We start from the raw sequence: 22,422 nt of genomic DNA on the forward strand, positions 1-22,422 counted from the left end.
GCAATCCGCCCCGCTCCGACGGGGCGGATTGTTTTTTGACGTGATAGTTAGAGGGCACAGGAACACTGTGCAGGAGTTTTAGAGATGCAAATCGGTATTGTTGGCCTTGGCCGCATGGGTGGCAACATTGCGGTGCGCCTGACCCGTCACGGTCATGATGTCGTTCTGTTCGACCGCACGCCTGAAGTCGTGACCAAGACGTTCGACCGTGCCGAAAAGGGCCGGGCAGTCGCAGCGGACTCCGTTTCCGATCTGGTCAGCAAGCTCACGGCAGAGCGCAAGATCGTCTGGGTCATGCTGCCGGCCGGTGAGATCACCGAAGCCTGCGTGCAGGAACTGCGCGGCCTGCTCGGCAAGGACGACATCGTGATCGACGGTGGCAACAGCTACTACAAGGACGATGTCCGTCGCGCGCACGAGCTGATGGAAAAGGGCATCCACTATATCGACGTCGGCACGTCGGGCGGCGTCTGGGGCCTCGATCGCGGCTATTGCATGATGTATGGCGGCACGAAGGACTCCACCGATCATATCGATCCGATCCTGAAGGCGCTGGCGCCGGGCAAGGGCGATGTCGTCCGTACCATCGGTCGCGACCGTGAAGGCCTCGATCCCCGCGCCGAGGAAGGCTATCTGCATTGCGGTCCCGCCGGTTCGGGCCACTTTGTCAAGATGGTTCATAACGGCATCGAATACGGCATGATGCAGGCCTTCGCCGAAGGCTTTGACGTCATGAAGTCCAAGAACTCGCCCGCGCTCCAGGAAGACCAGCGTTTCGACCTGAACATGGCCGATATCGCCGAAGTCTGGCGTCGCGGCAGTGTCGTCTCGTCCTGGCTTCTCGACCTGACAGCGGACGCGCTCGCCAAGAACGAATCCCTGTCCGAGTTCTCGGGCGAGGTTGCCGATTCCGGCGAAGGTCGCTGGACGATCGAAGCCGCCATCGAGGAATCGGTGCCGGTTCCCGTCATGACCGCGTCGCTCTTCACGCGCTTCCGGTCGCGCACGGGTAACAACTACGCAGAGAAGATTCTCTCTGCCATGCGCTTCGGCTTTGGCGGCCACGTCGAGAAGAAGTGACATATCGGGGCCGGGACCAGACTGGTTCCGGCCCTTTTTCTTGTACAGGGTAAGAGGGTCGGGGCATTTCGTCCGCGCCGGGCGAAGCGCGTCGGTCCGGTCCAGATCGGACGACTAAAAAGGTTCGGAATATGGTCGAGGTTTCCGCTTCAGCACGTGCATCGCTGTCCAATCCAGAGACAGCCAGGGGAGTGAAGGTCGCTCCGCCCGGATCGCTGGTCATTTTCGGTGGCGGCGGAGATCTGACGAAAAGGCTGCTCATCCCCGCAATCTACAATCTCGATTCTGCCGGTCTGCTGAGCGAGGATTTCTCGATCATCGTCGTCGACTGGGCCGAGATGACGACGGAGGGGCTTCTCGCCCAGCTCAAATCGGCGCTCGACGATTTCGTGAGCAAGCGCGGCACGAGTGCTACGGTGCTGCGTCAGGATGTCTGGGATCGCATGTCCCGGAGCATCACCTATCTGCGCGGTTCCTTCGAGGAGCTTTCGACATTCGAGGCACTGAAGGAAAAGCTGGGCGTACGCTCTGCTGTGTTCTATCTCGCGGTGGCCGCCCGTTTCTTCGGGCCGATTGTCGATCTGCTCGGCGAGTCCGGACTCGCGGAACAGGATGACGGAATCTCCCGGCGCGTCATCATCGAGAAGCCCTTCGGCGCCGATCTCGAATCGGCCAAGGCGCTCAATGCGCGGCTCCTTCGCTCGCTCGATGAAAACCAGATCTATCGCATCGATCACTATCTCGGGAAGGAGACGGTCCAGAATATCCTGGCCCTTCGCTTCTCCAATGGCTTCTTCGAGCCGCTGTGGAACCGGCAGAATATCGACCATGTGCAGATCACGGCTGCCGAAACGGTGGGTGTCGAGCGGCGCGGACGCTTTTACGAGAGCACCGGCGCGCTGCGTGACATGGTGCCCAATCATCTGATGCAGCTTCTCTCGATGGTTGCGATGGAGGCCCCCACCTCGTTCGATGCCGAGGCCGTTCGCGACGAAAAGGCCAAGGTCCTGAGCGCCATACAGCCGCTCGATCTCGGGCAGGTGGTTCGTGGGCAATATGTCAGCGGCTCATTCGGCGTCGGGGACGAGGCCGAGGCGCTGCGCGGGTATCGCGAGGAACCCGATGTGGCCATGGGCAGCCAGACCGAAACCTATGTCGCGATGAAGCTGCGGATCGATAACTGGCGCTGGGCGGGCGTGCCGTTCTATCTGCGGACGGGCAAGCGGTTGCGGTGTCGCAAGACGGAAATCGCGATCCATTTCAAACAGGCGCCTTTCGCCCTGTTCCGCGATACCCCGGTCGACAAGCTTACGCCGAACATCATGGTACTGCATATCCAGCCGACCGAAGGCGTGACGATGCAGTTTTCCGCAAAGGTGCCCGGCCCCTCCGTGCGACTGGGCGGCGTGAGGATGAAGTTCGATTATTCGGACTGGTTCAGCGAAGGACCGAGCACCGGATACGAGACGCTGATCTACGATTGCCTGATCGGCGATCAGACCCTCTATCAGCGTGCCGATACGATCGAGGAGGGCTGGCGGATCGTCGAGCCTGCCCTGGCGCAGGACACGGCAGAAAAGTCGCCCCTGTGCTTCTATCCCGCCGGGCTGGACGGCCCGCGCGAGGCTGATGAACTCCTCGCACGCAACGGGCGTCGATGGCTCGATCTGGGCAACTGAATGCGCAGGATCCGGCCCGTGTCGGGCCGGGTACGAACGACCCGGACGGATTGAACAAGAAGGAACACGAGATGACGATCGATCTGGATGCGATCCATGCAGCCTTGCCGCCCATGACCTCCCGGATCCGTCTCGTGGTTTCCGACATAGACGGAACGCTGCTCGGTCCCGACAAGACGCTCTCCGCCGGGACGATCGAGGCCGCACGCCTGCTGAAGGCGAGCGGCATCGCGCTTTGTCTCGTCAGCTCCCGTTCGGCGCGGGGCATGATACGCTATCATCGCGAACTCGGTCTCGAGACGCCGTTCGGAGCCCTCAATGGGGGAGCGATCGTCTCGGCGGATGACGAGATCCTCTCCCATCTCGTGCTTCCTGAACCCTGTGTCGCCTCTGCCTGTGACGTGCTGTCCGTGCATGCCATCGATACATGGCTCTTCCGGGATCATGACTGGCTGGTTCGGGACCCGGGCACACCCTATGTGGCGCATGAGAGCAAGGTCGTGGGCCTCGCCCCGACCGTCGTTCCCGATTTCTCGGCCTGTCTGGGCGGCGTCGGCAAGATCATGGCGGCGAGCAGCAATGCCGCTTTGCTTGCCCGGATGGAAATCGAGATCGGTGCCATGCTGCGCGGAGAGGCGAGCGTTCATCGCTCTTCGGAGTATTATCTGGATATCACCCATCGTGACGCCAACAAGGGATTTGCCGCGCGGGAGCTTGCGGCGCGGCTGGGCGTTTCGATGGAGGAAGTCGCCTGTATCGGCGACATGTCGAACGACGTGCCAATGCTCGATTGTGCGGGGCTCGGTATCGCAATGGGCAATGCGAGCGCTGAAGTGCGCGCCCATGCCCATGTGACGACCGGCAGAAACGATGCGGAGGGCTGGGCCGAAGCCATGCATCGTTATGTGCTGCCCAGAGCACCGGTAGCGGCCTGAGAGGAAGGAAGAGAAGTTATGACAGGACATGACGTGCCATCAGCCCGAGTGGTCGTTCTGAAGGATGGCGAGGCCGTCGCCCGTGAAATGGCTCGCTGGCTTCTCGAGGAGGCACTGGCGAAGAAGGACGGGCCGTTCGTGATCGCGCTTTCGGGCGGATCGACGCCGAAGCGTCTTTTCAAGATCATGGCCGAGCCCGAATTCGCGAAGACATTCCCGTGGGACAGGACACAGATCTTTTTCGGCGACGATCGCCATGTGCCCTACACCCATGCGGACAGCAATTATACGATGACCCGCCAGCTCCTGCTGGATCATGTCGCCATTCCGCCCGCGAACGTCCATCCGATCCCCGCTGACGGAACGCCGGAGGACGACGCCGCGCTCTATCAGCGGAGTCTCGAGCGGGTATACGGGGGCAGCGTACTCGAGCCCGGGCGTCCGCTTTTCGATGTGATCATGCTCGGCATGGGCCCGGACGGCCATACGGCGTCCCTGTTCCCACGTCAGCCGATCCTCGGGGAGCGCGAGAAATGGGTTGCGGCCTGCACGCCCGACAATGCACCGCATGACCGCGTTTCTCTCACCTATCCGGCGATCCATTCGAGCCGTCACGTCGTCTTCCTCGTCGAGGGCGCGGGCAAAGCCGAGATGCTGGCGCGAGTACGCAAGGGAGAGGACGCGCTTCCCTCTTCGCATATCACCTCGGAAGGGGATGTCACGTTCCTGACCGACGAGGCCGCGGCGGGAGATCTGTAGGATGTCAGAGAGCGAAGAGAGCAAGGCGCGCGTTGCTGCGCTGAAACGCGAAGCCGCGATCAAGGCCGTTTCCTATGTCGAGGACGGCATGGCGGTCGGCCTCGGGACAGGGAGCACGGCGAAGTTCATGATCGACGCGCTCGGAGAGAGGGTGCGCAAGGAGGGGCTCCGGATCCGCGCGATTCCGACATCCGAGGCCAGCGCCAACCAGGCCAGTGCCCTGTCGATCCCGATCACGAATTTCTCGGACGATCCCGAGCTCGATATTGCGATCGACGGGGCCGACGAGGTGCAGGCCGGATCGCTCTTCCTGATCAAGGGACGGGGCGGGGCGCTTCTTCGCGAGAAGATCGTCGCCGTTTCGGCGCGTCGCTTCGTCGTCATCGTCGATGAAAGCAAGCTCGTCGACGATCTCGGAACCCATATGCCCGTGCCGGTCGAGATCATTCCCTGGGGATGGGAGCGTGTCGAGAATCTGCTCTGCAAGACGGGCGCCAGACATTGCCAGCCGCGCCGGAACGACGATGGCTCGCTCTACCAGACCGATAATCACAACATCATCATCGATTGCGATTACGAGCGTATCGAGGATCCCCGTGCTCTGGCCGATCAGATCATCTCGATCACCGGAGTGGTGGATCACGGCCTTTTCCTCGATGTGACAACAGAGGTACTCGTTGCCGGTACCGGCGGATTGAGGAGACTGGCCCTGTGAGCGGCATGACACAAAGCGGCGCACCTTCCCTCTATGTCGTCATGGGGGTCTCCGGATGCGGAAAAACGACCGTGGCGCAGGGGCTGGCCGAGCATTTCGGCTGGCCCTTCCAGGAGGGGGACGATCTGCATCCGAAGACCAATGTCGAGAAGATGCACGCGGGGATCCCTCTCGACGATGCCGATCGCGCGCCCTGGCTCAGATTATGCCATGACTGGCTTGCCGCCCATGCCGAGACGGGCGGGGTTCTGACCTGCTCCGCGCTCAAGCGTGCCTATCGCGACACGTTGCGCTCGGGTCTCGTCGTCACCTTCGTCTATCTCGAAACGACGGAAGAAACGATCGCCGAGCGTCTGGAGCATCGCATGGGGCATTTCATGCCGCCGAGCCTGCTGCCCAGTCAGCTTGCGACGCTCGAACCGCCGATGGATGACGAGCGTGTGATCACGCTCGACAGCGCCGGAACGCCCGATGTCGTGATGGCCGAGCTGATCCGGCGGGTCTCGTCTTCCCGGGGATGATGTCCGGAGTTTCAACCTTGTCCCCTGCCATCAACAGTTTATGCACAGGGTGATCCGCAAGGTTGTTCCCCCGAACTGGGGATAATTTCCTTTATCCCCGACCCTCACTCTGATCCTGACTCTTGCTGGCCCCGCCCCCCACCCCGGGGCCATCTCCTCTGCGGGTTTGCCTTATCCGGGTCACGAAATGGCGCCATGATGAGCCGATACAAGCGGCCGGACCGGACGGCGTGACCGGAGACTACATGGGGGGGCGCGTGCACCCGGTAAGGGCGTTTGCGAAGCCGGGGGCACGGGCGGTGCCGTGCCCCGAGGCCTGTATCCGGCAATATTCACGGGGATCTCGATGAACGTAAGAAACAGGCTCTTTTCCTGGGTGGGGATCACGCTCGCCGTCGCGGCTGTGACGAGCCTGCCCGGATGTCGCCATCGCGAAACCGGATCTTCTGCCGCGATTCCGCCCGCCGTCTTCGCCCGGGGCATGATGGTCAGGGCGGCAGCGGGCGACGGTCCCGGTGTGCGCGACGGAAAGGCAATCGCCTATCGCTACGATCTGTCTTTTCTCGTGTCTGACGGGATGGTCACGCCTCATTTCGAGCGGGCCCGGACATATTGCCTGAAAACCTCCGAATGCAGCCTCATCTCCGCGCAGCAGATGGCCCATGAGGGGGAAGCAGGCGATGCACGGATCACCTTGCGTCTTCCCCATCGGGATGTGGCGGCCTTTCTTGCTCTTGCTGCCTCTCCGCTTCCCGGCGAAACCGGGCAGAAGATCCACGCGATACGACAATCGGTCGATGCCGAGGATCTCGCGCCTGCCTTGCGGGACGTGGCGCGGCGCATCGTTCAGCTCACCGCCTATCGCGATCGTCTCGAGGTGCTCGAAAAGCAGAGCGCCGCGCGGGCGGAAGATCTGATCCGTGTTGCCAAGGAGCTGTCGGAGGTCCAGTCCGAACTCGAATCGATCCAGGGGCAGGAGAGCCAGCTCCGCCGCCGGGTCGATACCGAGGAGATCGATCTCACCTATACGGCGCGTCTTCACGCGACCGGCCCGCTCCGTGAGGCATGGCGCGAAATGGGGCGCGATCTGCTCGCGAGCGCGGCCGATGTCCTCACCTTCGTCATGACCGCCATTCCCTGGCTCCCTCTCGTCCTGCTCGGTCTGGTGTTCATCCGTCTCGCGCTCAGGCGCGGGTGGTTCCGCCCGGGACCATGAGGTCGCTCATGAGGTCGTGCGGTTCTGGACTGAGGCCATGCCCCCGATCGCAGGCAGGATCCGTCTGGTCGCTGCATCGGCGTCTTCATACGACGGATCGGAGAACCGGATTGCGTCTGATGCGTCAGAAATGACAAGAAGATGAAAGATCGGTAATCAGGAGAGACGCGCGCCATGACAGCCATCCCCGATAGTCCCCGTTCCCATGCTCCGGATCCGCACGGGGCGCCTCTCGAGACGGATATTCCCGCACGGCTCGATCGGTTGCCCTGGTCGCGTTTCCACATGCTCGTCGTGATGGCGTTGGGTATCACCTGGATTCTCGATGGTCTGGAGGTCACGGTCATAGGATCGCTGGCCCCGTCGCTACAGCGCGGCGATACGCTCGGGCTCTCAGCCGACGGTATCGGATTTGCGTCTTCGGCCTATGTGGCCGGAGCGGTGCTCGGTGCGCTGATATTCGGATGGATGACGGACCGTCTGGGCAGAAAGCAGATCTTTTTCCTCACCCTCGCCCTGTATGTCGTCGGTGTCGGTGCTTCTGCGCTTTCATGGGGGTTGGGCAGTTTTGCCATCGCGCGCTTCGTGACGGGCATGGGCATAGGCGGAGAGTATTCCGCCATCAATTCGGCAATCGACGAGCTCGTTCCCGCGCGCCTGCGCGGGCGTGTGGATGTCATGGTCAACGGAACCTTCTGGGCCGGTGCGGCCTTCGGCGCTCTGGGTTCAGTGTGGCTTCTCAATACAGGTCTCATCCCGGTATGGCTCGCCTGGAGGCTGGCTTTCGCCCTGGGGGCGTTGCTTGGCGTTGCGGTGCTTCTCCTCCGGGCTTTCGTGCCGGAGAGTCCGCGCTGGCTCATGACGCATCGTCGCGTCGCCGAGGCCGAGTCCATCGTGGCCAGGGTCGAGGCGCGCTGCCCCGCGCCCGCGGAGGGCAGGGGGCAGCCTCTGCACAAGGTGCTGATCTACCCCGCCGGAGCATTCAGCCCTCTCGACATGATCCGGATCATGGCGCGGCATTACCGGAGCCGCTCGCTCTATGTTCTGGTTCTGATGATCTCACAGGCCTTCCTGTACAATGCCGTGTTCTTTACCTACGGCATGGTGCTCACGCGGTATCACGACGTGCCGGCTGAGGCGGTCGGGTGGTATATCCTGCCTCTGGCTCTGGGCAATCTCATCGGTCCTCTCGTTCTGGCGCGCGGTTTCGATAGCTGGGGCCGACGTCGCATGATTGCCTCGAGCTATGCGATATCGGGCATATTGATGGGGCTGGTCGCCTGGGCCATGGGGGCGCATATCCTGACTGCGACCACCCAGACTCTCGCCTGGTGCGGTATATTCTTCTTCGCCTCTGCTGCGGCGTCCTCGGCCTATCTCACGGCAAGCGAGCTTTTTCCCCTCGAGATGCGTGCGTTCGCCATTGCGATTTTCTATGCCGTCGGCACGCTTTTCGGCGGTGTCGCCGCGCCACTCATTTTCGGCCATCTGATCGGCACGGGGCGTCTGTCGCTTCTGCTCATGGGGTATGGCGTTGCCGCACTGCTGATGATCGTGGCGAGTATCGTGGCCTGGATATGGGGCGTGGATGCCGAAAACCGGTCCCTGGAGGAGGTCGCGCCTCCGCTTTCGCAATATTACCGTCCCGGGGCAGGGATGCTCAACGAGGCATAGTCCGAAATCCCCGCTGCTGCTGCATGGCACGGGGAAACGGAATCCGGTTTGTTCCGGTCCGCTCCGGCGCGGATCAGCCCTGATAGAGTTCCAGGGGAAGCCCGTCGGGGTCGGAGAAGAAGGTGTAGAGCTTTCCGGTATAGGGATCCGTGCGGATCGGTTCGCAGGTTATGGCGTTGGCAGCAAGATGGTCGACGGTTGCCTGGATATCGTCCACGGTGAAGGCAAGATGTCGCAATCCGGCCGCCTCGGGATGCGACGGTCGGCTCGGCGGTGTCGGGAAGGAAAAGAGCTCGATCTGCGTGTTGCCGACCGCGATATCGCACTTCCAGGACTGGCGCTGGGCGCGCCAGACTTCGCGTATGATCCTGAGGCCGAGCATCTCGGTGTAGAAGCTGCGCGATTTCTGATAGTCGGACGCGATGATCGCAACGTGATGAATGTTCTGGAACATCCTGCTAGTCCTGTTTCTGGCGGGCTTTCCGGCCATTCGACAATTCGGTCACCACGCCATGCAGCGTGCGCAGCTCCTGCTCGGTCACTTCGCCGCGCTGGAACAGGTGGCGCAGGTTGCGGACCATTCCCGGGCGCTTCTGGGTATTGCGCAGGAAACCGCAGGCGTCGAGATCGCGGGTCAGATGATCGAGGAAGTTTTCGAGCTCACCCTTCGTCGCGACATGGGTCTCGTTCGTCATCAGGGTTCTGGGCGGTGTGGTTTCGCAGGCCATCCACCATTCATAGGCCATGATCAGCACGGCCTGAGCCAGATTGAGCGACATGAAGTTGGGATTGAGCGGATAGCGGATCAGGATATCGGCCCGCGCCATGTCCTCGTTATCGAGCCCCGCTCTCTCAGGTCCGAACAGAAGTCCGGCCCGCAGACCCCGGCTCGAGATGGCGCGCAGCTCCGCAGCCGCCCCGCGTGCGGTCATGACCGTTTTCACGATATGACGCGGTCTCGGGCAGGTTGCCATGACGTGATGCAGGTCGGCGACCGCCTCGTCGACGCTGTCGAAGACCTGTGCCGCATCGAGAATGCGATCGGCGCCCGAAGAGGCATACCAGGCCCGCTCCTGCGGCCAGCCATCTCTCGGGGCGACGAGACGCAGATGGAAGAGGCCGCCATTGGCCATGGCCCGCGCCGTGGTGCCGATATTCTCGGCAAGCTGGGGACGCACCAGGATGACCACCGGGCTGAAAGCACCGATCGGCCCGATATCGGCGCCGCCATCGCGACCGGTCATGCGCGCCTCCAGCTCGTTCCTGAGGCGGTATCCTCGAGAAGGATGCCCTGCTCGGACAACCGGGCGCGTATATCATCCGCAGTGGTGAAATCCCGCGCCTTCTTCGCTTCGGCCCGTTGTGCGATGAGCGCCTCGATCGCCGTATCGTCCGCGCCGGAGCGGAACCAGAGATCGGGAGACCGGGTCAGTATGCCGATGAGCCGCCCGCATGCGCTGAGCGCATCGGAGGCGGCCTGATCGCCCTGCAATGCCGCATCGGCAAGCGGATGCAGGCAGCTCAGGGCGAGCGGCGTATTCATGTCGTCGCACAGGGCGTTCATGAACGGGGCGCAAAGAGACGAGGCGGGTTCGACTTCGGCCAGGGGAGGGGTCCGCTCGAGCGCGCGATAGAACCGGTCGAGCGTTCGCTTGGCCTCCTCAAGTTTTTCCCAGGTGAAATCGAGGACCGAGCGGTAATGCGTGCCGAGCATCAGGAGGCGGAGCGCCTCGGCAGGGGCCCGGGTGAGCACCTGTCTGATGGTGTAGAAATTGCCCAGGGATTTGGACATCTTCTCGCCGTTCGAGAGCAGCATCGCGTTATGCAGCCAGGTATGGGCGAAGCCGCTCGCTGGCGCGCAGCAGAGAGATTGCGCGCGTTCGTTCTCGTGATGGGGGAACATGAGATCGTCTCCGCCCCCATGTATGTCGAAGCTTTCGCCGAGATAGCGTCTCGACATGGCCGAACACTCGATATGCCAGCCCGGCCGCCCGCGTCCATAGGGGCTGTCCCAGCCGGGCTGATCGGCCGAGGAGGGTTTCCACAGGACGAAATCGCCCGGATGACGCTTGTAGGGAGCGACCTCGACCCGCGCGCCTGCGAGAAGATCCTCCGGACTGCGCCCGGACAACGCGCCATAGCTGGCGCAGCGATCGACGGCGAAGAGCACGTGTCCCTCTGCCACATAGGCGTGATCGCTGGCGACGAGCTGGTCGATCATGGCCAGCATGTCGTCGATATGATGGGTTGCGCGGGGCTCGACATCCGGCGGAAGGATGTTCAGCTCGGCCACGTCCTCGTGGAAGATCTCCGTCGTCCGGGCAGTCAGCGCGCCGATCGTCTCGCCGTTTTCACGGGCGCGGGCCGTGATCTTGTCGTCCACATCGGTGATGTTGCGCACGAAGGTGACGTGCGGATACAGGCAGCGCAGGAGCCGGACGAGAATATCGGCGCTGAGCATCGCGCGGAGATTGCCGATATGGACCGCGTCATAGACGGTCGGGCCGCAGTAATAGACACGCACGTTCTCCGGATCGATCGGAGTGAATACCCGTTTCTGCCGGGTCTGGCTGTCATGCAGCGAAAGAGAATGAGAAGGGGAGGCCATGATCGAGAGTAGATGCGACAGCCCCGTCCCCGGTGCAACTCTAATTTGCCGTTATCGACGCTGGTTTTGGGGCGTGAGTGCTGTCAGAAGGGCGCATGGCCGATAACAGTCTTCCTTCCGAAGCGCCGCCGCGCGGGCTGCATCTGCGTGCGCTCATACGGATTGCCGCGCCCCTGAGCTTCTCGCAGCTGAGCGAGATGGCGATGAACGTCACCGATACCGTTCTTCTGGGCGGGCTCGGCGCGACGGCGCTTGCGGTGGGCGGCATGACCACCAATCTCTTTTTCTGCACCTTCATCACGTTTCAGGCCGCTCTTGGCGGGGCGAGCATCCTGATCGCCCGGGCGCGGGGGAGAGCCTATTCAGCCGGGCGCGATCTGGAGGATCTCTCGGGGATCGTGACCTCCGGCGTGGTTCTGGCGCTTCTCTTGTGTCTTCCGGTCCTCGCCATTCTCCTGCCTGTCGGTCCGCTCCTCTCCTTTTTCGACGAGCCGGCTTTTATCGTGAGTCAGGGAAGCCGGTTCATGCATCTGCTTCTCTGGGCGCTCGTGCCGAATCTCGTGATCATCGGGCTGCTTCGGATCGTCCTGCCTGCCTTCGGGGCCGAGCGGCTTCTGCTCTGGACCATGCCGGGCATGGCCGTGCTCAACGGGGTGCTGAATGCCAGCCTGATACACGGTCATTTCGGGCTGCCTGCGCTCGGGCTCTGGGGATCGGCCAGCGCGACCATCGTCACCGGATGGTCGGTGGCGCTCCTGCTTCTCGTCCTTGCGAAACGACAGGCGCATCTGCGTCCCCATCTGAGGCTGACGCGCCCCGATCCGGCGGCGATCCGTGAAATGCTCCGGCTGGGTCTGCCCATGATGGGGGCTACCGGGGCGGAGCTTCTCGCATTCCAGATGACCGGACTCCATGCAGGCGCGCTCGGGGCGGTGGCTTCGGCCTCGCATCAGATCGCACTCAGCGTCACGAGCACGGCGTTCATGATCAGTCTCGCCTTGTCCCAGGCCGTCAATATACGCGTTGCCTACTGGCTGGGTGCGGGGCGACCGGGCGCCGCGACACGCTCCGTTCTGGGCGCGATCCTGCTCGTATTGTGCTGGACCAGCTTTACCGCGTTCATTCTTCTCGCCTATCCCGAGCAGATCGCGCGCCTTTATGTCGACCCCGCGAGCCACGATGCATCGGCCGTGATTCCGCTTGCGGCCACCCTGCTCAGGATCGCGGGACTCTTCCAGATTCTGGACGGTGTGCAATGCGTGTGTTCGGGCGCGCTGCGCGGGTGTCACGATACGTTCATGCCGATGGTTTTCATGATCGCCACCTATGTGCCGGTCGCGATCTTCGGAGGGGACTGGCTGGCGTTTCATCGCGGTCTCGGTGCCGTGGGCCTCTGGGTCGGTCTGGCGAGCGGTCTCGGGCTTCTCTCGCTGATCCTGTCCGTAAGGCTGTTCCTGATCCTGCGTCGGGAAAACAGAAGTGCCGTGGCGGCGCCCGTCTTCGCCTGACTGGCTTCATCCGGAGCGCTCCGGGCCACAGCGCTCCGGGCCATACCGCTCCGGTCCCTCCAGCGCCGGTCCCTTCAGCGCCGGTCCGGGCAGCGCCGGTCTTTGCAGCGCCTGTCTCTGCAGCTCTGGCGCACGTCTTTTCGATTGACAGGAGGCGGTGGCTTCTTTACGCACCGCCGCTATTGCCGGGAACGTGGACAGACCGGCCGCAATCGGACCGGGTTCTGCATCCCGAGATTGCGGTCAGAGGTGTGCGCCCGTCTCTTCCAATCCGGGGAGAGGCCTACCGGCGCAACAAGAGGCCGTCGCGCAGCACTGGACAGCCCGAAATCGAAGCGAGTTCTTGCAGATGAGCAAGCGCCAAGAGAGCAAGTACAAAATCAACCGCCGTCTGGGCGTCAACCTGTGGGGCCGCGCCAAGTCGCCGGTCAACAAGCGGGAATACGGCCCCGGTCAGCACGGCCAGCGCCGCAAGCAGAAGCCTTCGGACTTCTCGATCCAGCTGATGGCGAAGCAGAAGCTGAAGGGCTATTACGGCAATATCAGCGAGAAGCAGTTCCGCAAGTATTACGATGAGGCCGTTCGTCGCAAGGGTGACACCTCGGAGAACCTGATCGATCTGCTCGAGCGTCGCCTCGATGCGGTGATCTACCGCCTCAAATTCGCGATCACGCCGTTCGCCGCCCGTCAGTTCGTCAGCCACGGTCACGTGACGGTCAACGGTCGCAAGGTGAACATCCCGTCCTATCTCGTTCGCGATGGCGACGTGATCGAAGTGCGTGAGAAGTCGAAGCAGCTTGCCGTCGTTCTCGATGCAGCACAGTCCGCCGAGCGCGACGTGCCGGAATATATCGAGGTCGATCATCGCCAGATGAAGGGCAAGTTCATCCGCACGCCGCGTCTTTCCGACGTGCCTTATCCCGTGCAGATGGAACCGAACCTCGTGGTCGAGTTCTACTCGCGCTAAACGCCGGTTCCCAACCGGGTGTTTCTGGCCAATGCCGGATCGGGTCGCCCCGGTCCGGCATTTGTCGTTTCCGGTCCCAAACTGTTTTCTGAAGGGTATTCCCGATGTCCGAAGCCGCGTCCGCTTCCGTTTCCGCCACCGGTCTTTCTGGCGAGATACGCCGACGCCGGACTTTCGCCATCATCTCCCATCCGGATGCGGGAAAGACCACCCTGACCGAGCGCATCCTGCGAGCGGGCGGTGCCATTCAGCTCGCCGGAAACGTGCGTGCGAAAGGGGAGCGGCGCCGGACGAAATCCGACTGGATGGGAATCGAGCGCGATCGCGGCATTTCCGTCGTGACCTCGGTCATGACGTTCGAATATGGCGGCTGCGTTTTCAATCTGCTCGATACGCCCGGCCATGAGGACTTCTCGGAAGACACCTATCGCACGCTGACCGCCGTGGATTGCGCCGTGATGGTGATCGATGCGGCGAAAGGAATCGAGGACCGGACACGGAAGCTCTTCGAGATCTGCAGGCTGCGCGATATCCCGATCGTGACCTTCATCAACAAGATGGATCGCGAGGCGCAGGACTGTTTCGGTCTTCTCGACGAGATCGCCTCGACTTTGGCGCTCGATACCGCGCCTGCCACCTGGCCCATCGGGCGCGCCGCCCATTTTGCCGGAACCTACGACCTGCGTACGCGTGAGATCCGTGGGGAGGCTGCCGCCTTCCCGCAATCCGAGCCGCGGATGATCGCCCTCTCGGAGGATCTCGAGCTGGTGGAAGCCGCTCTTCCGCAATTCGATCGCGATTCCTTCGATGCAGGCCATCTCACTCCTGTGTTTTTCGGAAGCGCCATGAAGGAAATCGGCGTGACCGATCTTCTGGATGCGCTGGTTGCCTATGGCCCGGCACCCCGTGCCCAGCCGAGCGAGCATCGCGAAGTCCGTGCCGAGGAAGAGCAGGTCACGGCGCTGATTTTCAAGATCCAGGCCAATATGGACCCGAATCACCGCGACCGCATGGCTTTCGCCCGGATCTGCTCCGGGCGTCTGACCCGAGGCATGCGCCTCAAGCATGTGCGCACAGGCAAGCAGTTTGCGCTTCACACGCCGCAGTTCTTCTTTGCGCGAGACCGGCAGCTCGCTGAGGAAGCCTTTGCGGGCGATGTTGTCGGGCTGCCCAATCACGGGACATTGCGCATCGGAGATACGCTTTCCGAACAGGAGGAACTCCGCTTTACGGGTGTGCCGCATTTCGCTCCTGAAATCCTGCGGCGCGTCCGGCTCGACGATGCCATGAAGGCGAAAAAACTGCGTCAGGCGCTCGTCGAGCTCGCGGAAGAGGGGGTCGTGCAGCTCTTTCGGCCCCAGGACGGTCTGTCGCCGATTGTCGGCGTCGTGGGGACGCTTCAGCTCGACGTGCTTCAGTCCCGCCTGAAGGGAGAATACGGCGTTGCGATCGGGTTCGAGTCCACGCCGTTCACCATTGCGCGCTGGGTCACGGGTGAGCGCACGCGGGTCGAGACGTTCTCGCTCGCCAACCGGTCGGCGATGGCGGACGATCTGGATGGCGATCCGGTGTTTCTCGCAAGCTCTGCTTTCATGATGCGTCGCATGGTGGAGATGAATCCGGAACTCGGGTTCCACGACATCAAGCAGATCGGTCTGAGCAACTGAATGACACCACACGGACGGCTCATGCGGCAGTAGGCGCGTCTCGTGGGGCAGGGATCGTTCGAAAGCTACGCTTCCCTGTCAGATACCCGACAAGAAAGTGGCCGCCCGGAAGGGCATGGAAGAGCGGTCTTTCCCGGGAGCGATCCCGGAACAGGGATCGTTTCCCGGGGAGGGGTTGCGACTTACATCATCGCGAGAGTTGCAATCGCGAGTGTTGCAAAGCTCACGCCGGTGGCGGCAAGGGTGAGATAGAAGCTTCCCGTACGAGCCGTCAGGGAAGAGTTGCGCAGCGCTGGCATATCGCCCGCGTGATAGACCTGTGCCATCGTAGAACTTGTCCTGCTGAAAAAATCTGAACTCAGGTCTTCTCAATACGGCATGTCGCCGCCGCGGAGCTGGGCGTAAAGCGAATGGCTGCCACGCGTGGAAACGCGCAGGAAAACACGCATGAAAAAAGGCCCGTGGCGAAACCGCCAGGGCCTTTTTTCTTGCGACAGGGGAGAGGGTTGCCCCTCTCCCGGTCGGTCGAGATTATCGCAGGATGATTTCGACGCGACGGTTCTGCGGCTCGCGGGTGTTCGGACCCGTCGGGACCAGCGGGTGCTGTTCGCCATAGCCGTGGATGTCGATCGCAGCGGCGGGGACGCCGTCACGGATCAGCTCAGCCTTGACGGACTGTGCACGACGGATCGACAGACCCATGTTGTACTTCTGACCACGCGGGCCCGGATGGGCTGCGGAGTTGTCCGTGTAGCCGTTGACTTCAATGCGCGTCGTCTGGACGTGCGTGGAAGCCTGGGCTGCCTGGGCGACGATCTCACGAGCGCGGCCGGTCAGGTTGGACTTGTCCCAGTCGAAGAACACCAGATAGGTGCGTGCCGGGGTCGGTGCGGGCGGCACGACAACCGGAGCCGGCGGCGGCGGCGGCGGCGCGGTGTCGAACGCGTAGCGCAGACCCAGGATGAACTGGTGGTTGAAGCGGTGATCGAAATTCACGTTACCCTTGTGAATGCCGGACGAGTTCCAGGTCGTGGAGCGGTAGGCGCCGTTCTGGAAGGTCTGGCCGATCATGCGGTATTCGGTCGTGAGCGCGAGGCCCGGGACGCCCGGAATATCGTATGCCGCACCGACGATGCCCTGATAGGCGAAGCCGCCATTCGTGCCACCGACGCGGTTGGTCACGCCATTGGTGTAGGCCGTGGTGATCGGGTTGTAGTGCTGCCACAGATAGCCTGCACCGACACCGACGAACGGCGTGATCGGCAGGTTGATGCCGAACTGGGCCAGATCGATGTCATACAGAACGTTGACGAAGCCGCCATAGGACTGGTCGGAGCCGCTCGTCGAGCCGTTCGCGAAGGTCGGACGACGGTGGTTGATCTGGGAGTAGTTGTAAACACCCTCGACTTCAGCGCGCAGGCCGTTGCCGAAGCCCCAGCCGAACGAACCGAAGCCCGTGAAGCCGTCCTTGTGGCGGAAGCGCGACTTGCTGCCGGAAGCAACAGTGCCACCATCGGCCATCGTGGTCGGGGCAAAGTTCGCGTGCTGGCTCTGAACCAGATTGTAGCCACCGCCGATATTGACATACGGGCCGGTGATGGTGCTCGCCATTGCGATCGTCGGGGCGGCTGCCATCGACGTCATGGCCAGAAGTGCCGTGCGGAGACGCATAAGTTTCGTCCTCATTAATTCATCCATTCGAGCCTGCCGAACCCCTCCCGGAGGAGTGAAGCAACAACAGGCCCAGCGCGATGCATAAGTGCGTATAGAGCCGTCGGTTCCGGTTCAGGAAGTGAGTTCCCTAGGTATTTGACGATTGGACGAATTAACCGTGTCCAAACTGCAACAGTTCATTCCGGCCCATTAACTAATTCTCATGCAACGCGCTCATTTAGAGCGATTTTTCGTATGTTGTATCATCAAGGGATCGTGAGGATCCGGGCGAATCCCTTTGCGGATTTTTCCGGGCGCTCTACCGAATCGTCACGATATAATCACGCTTCGCACCCGGCGCGGCGCAGCACCTCCGTCACCCGGTCCATATCGACGTCATTGCTCGTGAAGGCGGCACCGATATCCCGGAGAAGGACGAAGGAGAGCCGTCCGTCCTGCATTTTCTTGTCACGTGCCATGTAACCGATCAGTTCCCTCGCGCTGAGAGGGGCGTCGAACCAGTCGAGCCCGGCCGGCATGCCAAGCATGCGCAGATGACGATCGATCCGGTCGCCGAGCTCCTGTCGCGCATGGCCGAGCGCGACGGAAAGGGAGGCCGCAAGGCCCAGGCCGATGGAGACAGCCTCGCCATGCAGCAGGCGTCCGTCATAGTTGAAATGCGCCTCGAGCGCGTGGGCGAAGGAGTGGCCGAGATTGAGCAGGGCGCGCCCGTCCCGGGCGGCGGTCTCGCGCTCGTCTTCCATGACGACCCGCGCCTTGAAGGCACAGGCCCGGCGCACGGCTTCCGTGAGTGCCGCGGGGTCGCCATCCAGAACGCGGGCACCATTGGCCTCGCACCAGGAGAACAGCTCGGGATCGGCGATCAGCCCGGCTTTCACGATCTCCGCATAGCCTGCGACGCGCTGTCTGCGTGGAAGTGTCGCGAGTGCATCGCCATCGGCGAGCACGATGCGGGGCTGATAGAAGGCGCCCACGAGGTTTTTTCCGCTCGAGGCATTCAGCCCCGTCTTTCCACCGACAGAGCTGTCCACCTGCGAGAGCAGGGTGGTGGGGATCTGCACGAACGGAACCCCACGGAGCAGGCTCGACGCCACGAATCCGGAAAGATCGCCGACGACGCCTCCGCCGAGGCCGATCACGGTCGTCTTGCGTTCCATGCCGTGGGCGAGAATGTCATCGACGAGACGGGCATAACGCGAGAGTGATTTCGAACCTTCCCCGACGGGGACGACGAAGGCGCGCGCATCGATTCCCGTTTCCTCTAGGGATGCCATGAAGCGTGGGAGATGAAGGGCGGCGACGGTTTCATCCGTAATCACCACGGCGCGTTTCTGGGGCAGGATCGGGGCCAGCCAGGCGCCGGCCCGTTCGATCAGCCCGGCGCCGATCACCACGTCGTAGCGATGATGATCGAGGGTGACGGGTACCGTCACCGGGTGGGCATAGGAGTCCAGGGCATCGATGATGCGCTGGGTTCCGTGTTCGATGCTGTCGTCTCCGCAATCCACGATGATATCGGCCTCCGCATAGAGTGGATGACGTTGCGCCTGAAGCGCAGCGAGGGTGGTCTCGAGATTGCCCGCCTCGAGCAGCGGTCGACCCGCGCGTCCCGAGACGCGGCGGATCAGGACGGGCAGGGGGCAGCGCAGCCAGACGGAGCGCGCCCGGCTGCGTACGAGCGCACGCGTCTGCGGGTCCATGAAGGCGCCCCCGCCGGTGGCGAGGATCTTGGGCCCTCCCTGGAGGAGGCGGTGGATGACACGGCGCTCGCCGTCGCGGAAAGCCGGTTCGCCATGGCGGGCGAATATCTCGGAAATCGTGCATCCCGCAGCGCGCTCGATTTCGTGATCCGCATCGACGAAATCGAGTCCGAGACGGGCGGCGAGACGGCGACCGATGGTCGTTTTCCCCGCGCCCATCAGGCCGACGAGCACGATGATTCCATTCGGGGCGATTCCACTCGGAGCGGAAGAGATGGCGGCGACCGATCCCGGCAGGGGATCAGGCAAATCGGACATGGTTCGGTTTCAGTCGGTCAGGATGGTGGCGTGATCACAGTTGGGCGTGACAATCCGGCAAGGCTAACATACAGGACAACGACCTGCCACCGATCAGGTCGCGGCCGATCTGCTGCCCCTGTTCCAATGCGCCCGTCACACTCCGCCCGTTCTGGTCCGCCCGTTCCACTGGGCGCTCTCCAGATCGGTGTTCACAACTAGGAGCCTGCATGTCCAATCTGAGTTTTCCGCGGATTGCCGTTGCCCTCGTCCTTCTGCTCGCGCTCGGGCTCGGTGGCGCGTTTCTGAAGCTTGGCATGAATCCGCCGCTTCCTGTCCAGACCGTGGTTCACAAGGATCTGCCGGGGGCCCGGTTCGCGCTGAGCGAGTCACGGCAGGGCGGCGCGAGCCTGCCGGCCATGCCGGAGCCGAAGGCTGCGCCGATGCTGCAACAGCAGCAGCACTGATCGTGAAGCCGGGAGAGTCTTTGCCCCCTGCGGCGGAGGCTTTTCTCGAGATGCTGGCGGCGGAGCGGAACGCAGCACCCAGAACCCGCGCCGCCTATGCGGCCGATCTCGCGGATTTCGTGCGGTTCATCCGTCGCCCCGGACCCCGGCCGGGATCCGCTCCGACATTGCTCGAGATCGATGCCGGATATGTCACCGCCTATGGCGCTGAGCAGGCGAGAAGGCGACTTTCCGCCCGGACTGCTGCACGACGCCTGTCCTGCCTGCGGCAATTCTACGGTTTTGCCCTGAGAGAGGGGTGGTGCCGCAGCGATCCTACCGAGAGCATACAGATGCCGCGTCTTGCCGCGTCTCTGCCCCGTCTTCTCTCCGAGGCGCAGGTCGCGGCGCTGATCGAGGATGGATGCCGCGGTTATGAGGACGAGCGGCGCGCGCTGGTCTGTCGCGCGGCGCTCGAGCTTCTCTACACCACCGGCTTGCGTATCTCCGAGTTGCTTGCCTTGCCGGTGGCCCTGTTCCGCCGCGATACGCCGATGGTCATGGTGCGCGGCAAGGGGGGGCGCGAGCGTCTCGTGCCGATATCGTCCGGCGCGCGGTCTGCGGCTCTCGCCCTCATCGACCACGATCGCGATCTCGAGACGCCCTGGCTCTTCCCCGGGCGTAATCCGATCCGTCCCCTGACCCGTCAGGGATTCGACAAGATCCTCGCTCAGGCCGCACTGCATGCCGGGATCGATCCCGCTCTCGTCTCTCCCCATGTGCTTCGTCACAGTTTTGCGACGCATCTGCTCGAACGCGGTGCCGATCTGCGCGCGCTCCAGACGCTGCTCGGTCATGCCGACATCGCGACGACACAGATCTATACCCATGTGATGCAGGCGCGCCTCAGGCAGGTTCTCGAAACGCATCACCCGCTCTCGCAGAACGCTACGGGCTGAACGCAACGGTCAACGCAACGGATTGTTGAAAGCCGGTGAGGCGTGCTATCGGCGGGTCATGCGTCAGTATCTCGATTTCGAAAAGCCGGTTGCCGAGCTTGAAAACAAGATTGCCGAACTCCGCCAGATGGCGAAGGACGGCGAAGGCATCAACATCGCCGACGAAATCGGCAAGCTCTCCGACAAGGCGGAGAAGCAGCTTCGGGCCGCTTATACCAAGCTGACGCCCTGGCAGAAGGTTTCGGTCGCCCGTCATGCGCAGCGCCCGCGCGCGCTCGATTATTTCAAGGCCCTGCTCGAGGAATACACGCCGCTTGCCGGTGACCGCCTCGGTCATGACGATCAGGCCGTCGTCGGCGGCCTGGCACGGTTCCGCGGTCAGGCCGTGGTCGTGATCGGCACCGAGCGCGGCTTCGACATGGAATCGCGCCTGCGTCACAATTTCGGCATGCCCAAGCCCGAGGGCTACCGCAAGGCCCAGCGTCTCGTGGAGCTTGCCGGTCGTTTCGGTCTCCCGATCCTGACTTTCATCGATACCTCCGGCGCATGGCCGGGAATCGATGCAGAGCAGCGCGGTCAGGCCCAGGCCATTGCGCGCTCCACCGATTGCTGTCTCAGAGCGCCCGTTCCCTTCATCGCCACCATTATCGGTGAAGGCGGTTCGGGCGGCGCCGTTGCCCTCGGCGCGGGCGACAGGGTTCTGATGCTCGAACACTCCATCTATTCGGTCATCGCCCCGGAAGGGGCTGCGTCGATCCTCTGGCGCGACCCGAAACAGGCCTCCACCGCCGCCGAGGCCCTGAAGCTCACGGCGCAGGATCTCCTGAAGCTCAAGCTGATCGACCGGATCATCCCCGAGCCGATCGGCGGCGCGCAGCGTTTCCCTTCCGAGGCGATCGCTTCGGTGGGCGATGCCATCGACGAAGTGCTCAAGGAGCTGCTGCCGCTCGATGGAGAAAATCTGGTGGCAAAGAGGCGGGAGAAGTTCCTGGCCATGGGCAGGGACGCGCTCTGAGGCAGGTCGGGTCTGCGCCCCGTCGCACGCCGCCTGTCCCTCTTTCCTTCCGGGTCTCTTCTCTTCGCCCGGAGCGATGGCTCCGGCTTCGCCCACAGAACCCGGTCGCGACGATCCTCCGGGCCGATTTTTCGGCCCGGTGCCCCTTGCAGACCCGGGCCATCCCGCTCGCGCTATCCTGCTTTCAGGGGCTCGGCTCTCCCGCAACCGGCACCGCGCCGAGCGATTCGATCAGCGCCCTGATCTTCTCTCCCGCTTCGGCAATCGCATCCCGGTCATATCCCTTGGCGACGAGCGTCACGCCTTTCCGGCCATCTGCCCGGTCGAAGGGGTAGGAACCGAGATCGAGCGAAGGACAGGCATTCTGTAGCGCCTCCAGCCCCTCCGCGAGCGTCCCTTCACGCAGATCGCTGTGCCACGCCACCGAGCACAAGGGCGCGCCGCCCTCCAGCGTGGGTATGAGCGCGCGGAACATGGCCTGCATGATGGCGGGCACGCCTGCCATGACATGAACGTTCGCAATGCTGAAACCGGGCGCGATCGAGACGCTGTTCGGGATCGGGCGTGCACCGCGCGGCAGCATCGCCATACGCTGACGCGCCTTGTTAAACTTCTCCCGCCCGAGATAGGTTTCCAGAGCCCGGTAGCTCTCCTCATGGATTTCCAGCGGAACGCCAAGGGCCTCGGCGACACAGGCGGCGGTGATATCGTCATGTGTCGGGCCGATTCCGCCCGTCGTGAAGACATGATCGAATTGTGCGCGGCAGGTCGTCACGGTCTCCACGATCCGGCGCGTCCTGTCCGGTATGACCCGGACTTCCTCCAGCGCGATGCCGGCCTCGGCCAGACCGCTGGCGATGAAGCGGATATTCGCGTCCTGCGTGCGTCCGGAGAGGATTTCATTGCCGATCACGAGCAGACAGGCTGTTGCGGGCATGACAGGCTTCTCCTATTTCAAACTGTGTAGATGACGACAACCATACAGAGTTGCGCGACGTTACG

The 22,422-nt window shown here is 62.9% G+C and carries 21 protein-coding genes; 14 read left to right on the top strand and 7 right to left on the bottom strand.

Going from position 1 to position 22,422, the window contains the following annotated elements; all coding sequences use genetic code 11:
• Nucleotides 1-84 precede the first annotated feature (84 nt).
• The 8 genes from gnd (at nucleotide 85) to SSA02_RS02685 (ending at nucleotide 8,579) form a co-directional block, all read left to right on the top strand.
• Nucleotides 85-1,080 carry a phosphogluconate dehydrogenase (NAD(+)-dependent, decarboxylating) gene (gene gnd / locus SSA02_RS02650; RefSeq protein ID WP_147092343.1) on the top strand — a complete coding sequence of 332 codons (996 nt, stop codon included), beginning with the start codon at nucleotides 85-87 and terminating at the stop codon, nucleotides 1,078-1,080.
• Nucleotides 1,081-1,211: 131 nt separating this feature from the next.
• Nucleotides 1,212-2,759 carry a glucose-6-phosphate dehydrogenase gene (gene zwf / locus SSA02_RS02655; RefSeq protein WP_147092344.1) on the top strand — a complete coding sequence of 516 codons (1,548 nt, stop codon included), beginning with the start codon at nucleotides 1,212-1,214 and terminating at the stop codon, nucleotides 2,757-2,759.
• A gap of 71 nt (nucleotides 2,760-2,830) precedes the next feature.
• A complete protein-coding gene (locus SSA02_RS02660) occupies nucleotides 2,831-3,694 on the top strand; it encodes a Cof-type HAD-IIB family hydrolase (protein ID WP_147092345.1) in 864 nt (287 codons plus the stop codon).
• Nucleotides 3,695-3,712: 18 nt separating this feature from the next.
• On the top strand, nucleotides 3,713-4,453 hold the full coding sequence (gene pgl / locus SSA02_RS02665; protein ID WP_147092346.1) for a 6-phosphogluconolactonase: 741 nt from the start codon (nucleotides 3,713-3,715) through the stop codon (nucleotides 4,451-4,453).
• 1 nt (nucleotide 4,454) lies between these two features.
• Nucleotides 4,455-5,168 (top strand): ribose-5-phosphate isomerase RpiA, encoded by a 714-nt coding sequence (gene rpiA, locus SSA02_RS02670; protein WP_147092347.1) that lies wholly within the window; start codon nucleotides 4,455-4,457, stop codon nucleotides 5,166-5,168.
• Between the two features lie 5 nt (nucleotides 5,169-5,173).
• On the top strand, nucleotides 5,174-5,689 hold the full coding sequence (locus SSA02_RS02675; protein WP_147092665.1) for a gluconokinase: 516 nt from the start codon (nucleotides 5,174-5,176) through the stop codon (nucleotides 5,687-5,689).
• 346 nt (nucleotides 5,690-6,035) lie between these two features.
• Entirely contained in the window at nucleotides 6,036-6,905 is an 870-nt protein-coding gene (locus SSA02_RS02680; protein ID WP_147092348.1) for a DUF4349 domain-containing protein, read from the top strand.
• 174 nt (nucleotides 6,906-7,079) lie between these two features.
• Nucleotides 7,080-8,579, top strand: a complete 1,500-nt coding sequence (locus tag SSA02_RS02685; protein ID WP_246103569.1) for an MFS transporter — start codon at nucleotides 7,080-7,082, stop codon at nucleotides 8,577-8,579.
• A gap of 73 nt (nucleotides 8,580-8,652) precedes the next feature.
• Here SSA02_RS02685 and gloA2 read toward each other — a convergent pair whose 3' ends face one another.
• Genes gloA2 through cysS form a run of 3 tightly spaced genes read right to left on the bottom strand, consistent with a single transcriptional unit; the run spans nucleotide 8,653 to nucleotide 11,187 of the window.
• Nucleotides 8,653-9,033, bottom strand: coding sequence for an SMU1112c/YaeR family gloxylase I-like metalloprotein (gloA2, locus tag SSA02_RS02690; RefSeq protein WP_147092349.1), 381 nt, complete (start codon nucleotides 9,031-9,033; stop codon nucleotides 8,653-8,655).
• 4 nt (nucleotides 9,034-9,037) lie between these two features.
• Nucleotides 9,038-9,823 carry an RNA methyltransferase gene (locus tag SSA02_RS02695; RefSeq protein ID WP_147092350.1) on the bottom strand — a complete coding sequence of 262 codons (786 nt, stop codon included), beginning with the start codon at nucleotides 9,821-9,823 and terminating at the stop codon, nucleotides 9,038-9,040.
• Nucleotides 9,820-11,187, bottom strand: coding sequence for a cysteine--tRNA ligase (cysS, locus tag SSA02_RS02700; RefSeq protein ID WP_147092351.1), 1,368 nt, complete (start codon nucleotides 11,185-11,187; stop codon nucleotides 9,820-9,822). Before cysS ends, SSA02_RS02695 begins: the two co-directional genes overlap by 4 nt.
• A 95-nt stretch (nucleotides 11,188-11,282) precedes the next feature.
• Between cysS and SSA02_RS02705 the strand changes: the two genes are divergently transcribed.
• From SSA02_RS02705 to SSA02_RS02720, 3 genes are all read left to right on the top strand, one after another.
• Nucleotides 11,283-12,695 carry an MATE family efflux transporter gene (locus SSA02_RS02705; RefSeq protein WP_147092352.1) on the top strand — a complete coding sequence of 471 codons (1,413 nt, stop codon included), beginning with the start codon at nucleotides 11,283-11,285 and terminating at the stop codon, nucleotides 12,693-12,695.
• Nucleotides 12,696-13,044: 349 nt separating this feature from the next.
• Nucleotides 13,045-13,662, top strand: coding sequence for a 30S ribosomal protein S4 (gene rpsD / locus SSA02_RS02715; protein WP_147092353.1), 618 nt, complete (start codon nucleotides 13,045-13,047; stop codon nucleotides 13,660-13,662).
• A 104-nt stretch (nucleotides 13,663-13,766) separates the two neighbouring features.
• Entirely contained in the window at nucleotides 13,767-15,329 is a 1,563-nt protein-coding gene (locus tag SSA02_RS02720) for a peptide chain release factor 3 (protein ID WP_147092354.1), read from the top strand.
• A gap of 182 nt (nucleotides 15,330-15,511) precedes the next feature.
• Here the strand turns inward: SSA02_RS02720 and SSA02_RS12660 are convergent, their stop codons facing one another.
• The 3 genes from SSA02_RS12660 to aroB all read right to left on the bottom strand — a co-directional run bounded on the left by SSA02_RS12660 (nucleotide 15,512) and on the right by aroB (nucleotide 19,021).
• Nucleotides 15,512-15,655: a hypothetical protein gene (locus SSA02_RS12660; protein ID WP_186807644.1), complete on the bottom strand. Its 144-nt coding sequence runs from the start codon at nucleotides 15,653-15,655 to the stop codon at nucleotides 15,512-15,514.
• A gap of 205 nt (nucleotides 15,656-15,860) precedes the next feature.
• Nucleotides 15,861-17,000 carry an OmpA family protein gene (locus SSA02_RS02725; RefSeq protein ID WP_147092355.1) on the bottom strand — a complete coding sequence of 380 codons (1,140 nt, stop codon included), beginning with the start codon at nucleotides 16,998-17,000 and terminating at the stop codon, nucleotides 15,861-15,863.
• A gap of 323 nt (nucleotides 17,001-17,323) precedes the next feature.
• Nucleotides 17,324-19,021 (bottom strand): 3-dehydroquinate synthase, encoded by a 1,698-nt coding sequence (gene aroB / locus SSA02_RS02730; protein ID WP_147092356.1) that lies wholly within the window; start codon nucleotides 19,019-19,021, stop codon nucleotides 17,324-17,326.
• 209 nt (nucleotides 19,022-19,230) lie between these two features.
• Between aroB and SSA02_RS02735 the strand changes: the two genes are divergently transcribed.
• From SSA02_RS02735 to SSA02_RS02745, 3 genes are read left to right on the top strand one after another with little or no spacing between them, the layout of a single operon-like run.
• Nucleotides 19,231-19,467, top strand: a complete 237-nt coding sequence (locus SSA02_RS02735) for a hypothetical protein (protein ID WP_147092357.1) — start codon at nucleotides 19,231-19,233, stop codon at nucleotides 19,465-19,467.
• Between the two features lie 20 nt (nucleotides 19,468-19,487).
• Complete coding sequence (locus SSA02_RS02740) at nucleotides 19,488-20,405, top strand: tyrosine recombinase (RefSeq protein ID WP_147092358.1); 918 nt, start codon at nucleotides 19,488-19,490, stop codon at nucleotides 20,403-20,405.
• A 58-nt stretch (nucleotides 20,406-20,463) separates the two neighbouring features.
• Nucleotides 20,464-21,420 (top strand): acetyl-CoA carboxylase carboxyltransferase subunit alpha, encoded by a 957-nt coding sequence (locus SSA02_RS02745; protein ID WP_147092667.1) that lies wholly within the window; start codon nucleotides 20,464-20,466, stop codon nucleotides 21,418-21,420.
• A 184-nt stretch (nucleotides 21,421-21,604) separates the two neighbouring features.
• Here SSA02_RS02745 and SSA02_RS02750 read toward each other — a convergent pair whose 3' ends face one another.
• Nucleotides 21,605-22,357: a competence/damage-inducible protein A gene (locus SSA02_RS02750; RefSeq protein WP_147092359.1), complete on the bottom strand. Its 753-nt coding sequence runs from the start codon at nucleotides 22,355-22,357 to the stop codon at nucleotides 21,605-21,607.
• Nucleotides 22,358-22,422 lie beyond the last annotated feature (65 nt).

It is taken from the genome of Swaminathania salitolerans (genome assembly GCF_007988945.1).
In the GTDB taxonomy this organism is placed as follows: domain Bacteria; phylum Pseudomonadota; class Alphaproteobacteria; order Acetobacterales; family Acetobacteraceae; genus Swaminathania; species Swaminathania salitolerans.

Bases quoted from the DNA above. Each gene is read 5' to 3' on its own strand.
- gnd (WP_147092343.1), top strand. From the start codon at position 85: ATGCAAATCGGTATTGTTGGCCTTGGCCGCATGGGTGGCAACATTGCG.
- zwf (WP_147092344.1), top strand. From the start codon at position 1,212: ATGGTCGAGGTTTCCGCTTCAGCACGTGCATCGCTGTCCAATCCAGAG.
- SSA02_RS02660 (WP_147092345.1), top strand. From the start codon at position 2,831: ATGACGATCGATCTGGATGCGATCCATGCAGCCTTGCCGCCCATGACC.
- pgl (WP_147092346.1), top strand. From the start codon at position 3,713: ATGACAGGACATGACGTGCCATCAGCCCGAGTGGTCGTTCTGAAGGAT.
- rpiA (WP_147092347.1), top strand. From the start codon at position 4,455: ATGTCAGAGAGCGAAGAGAGCAAGGCGCGCGTTGCTGCGCTGAAACGC.
- SSA02_RS02675 (WP_147092665.1), top strand. From the start codon at position 5,174: ATGACACAAAGCGGCGCACCTTCCCTCTATGTCGTCATGGGGGTCTCC.
- SSA02_RS02680 (WP_147092348.1), top strand. From the start codon at position 6,036: ATGAACGTAAGAAACAGGCTCTTTTCCTGGGTGGGGATCACGCTCGCC.
- SSA02_RS02685 (WP_246103569.1), top strand. From the start codon at position 7,080: ATGACAGCCATCCCCGATAGTCCCCGTTCCCATGCTCCGGATCCGCAC.
- gloA2 (WP_147092349.1), bottom strand. From the start codon at position 9,033: ATGTTCCAGAACATTCATCACGTTGCGATCATCGCGTCCGACTATCAG.
- SSA02_RS02695 (WP_147092350.1), bottom strand. From the start codon at position 9,823: ATGACCGGTCGCGATGGCGGCGCCGATATCGGGCCGATCGGTGCTTTC.
- cysS (WP_147092351.1), bottom strand. From the start codon at position 11,187: ATGGCCTCCCCTTCTCATTCTCTTTCGCTGCATGACAGCCAGACCCGG.
- SSA02_RS02705 (WP_147092352.1), top strand. From the start codon at position 11,283: ATGGCCGATAACAGTCTTCCTTCCGAAGCGCCGCCGCGCGGGCTGCAT.
- rpsD (WP_147092353.1), top strand. From the start codon at position 13,045: ATGAGCAAGCGCCAAGAGAGCAAGTACAAAATCAACCGCCGTCTGGGC.
- SSA02_RS02720 (WP_147092354.1), top strand. From the start codon at position 13,767: ATGTCCGAAGCCGCGTCCGCTTCCGTTTCCGCCACCGGTCTTTCTGGC.
- SSA02_RS12660 (WP_186807644.1), bottom strand. From the start codon at position 15,655: ATGGCACAGGTCTATCACGCGGGCGATATGCCAGCGCTGCGCAACTCT.
- SSA02_RS02725 (WP_147092355.1), bottom strand. From the start codon at position 17,000: ATGCGTCTCCGCACGGCACTTCTGGCCATGACGTCGATGGCAGCCGCC.
- aroB (WP_147092356.1), bottom strand. From the start codon at position 19,021: ATGTCCGATTTGCCTGATCCCCTGCCGGGATCGGTCGCCGCCATCTCT.
- SSA02_RS02735 (WP_147092357.1), top strand. From the start codon at position 19,231: ATGTCCAATCTGAGTTTTCCGCGGATTGCCGTTGCCCTCGTCCTTCTG.
- SSA02_RS02745 (WP_147092667.1), top strand. From the start codon at position 20,464: ATGCGTCAGTATCTCGATTTCGAAAAGCCGGTTGCCGAGCTTGAAAAC.
- SSA02_RS02750 (WP_147092359.1), bottom strand. From the start codon at position 22,357: ATGCCCGCAACAGCCTGTCTGCTCGTGATCGGCAATGAAATCCTCTCC.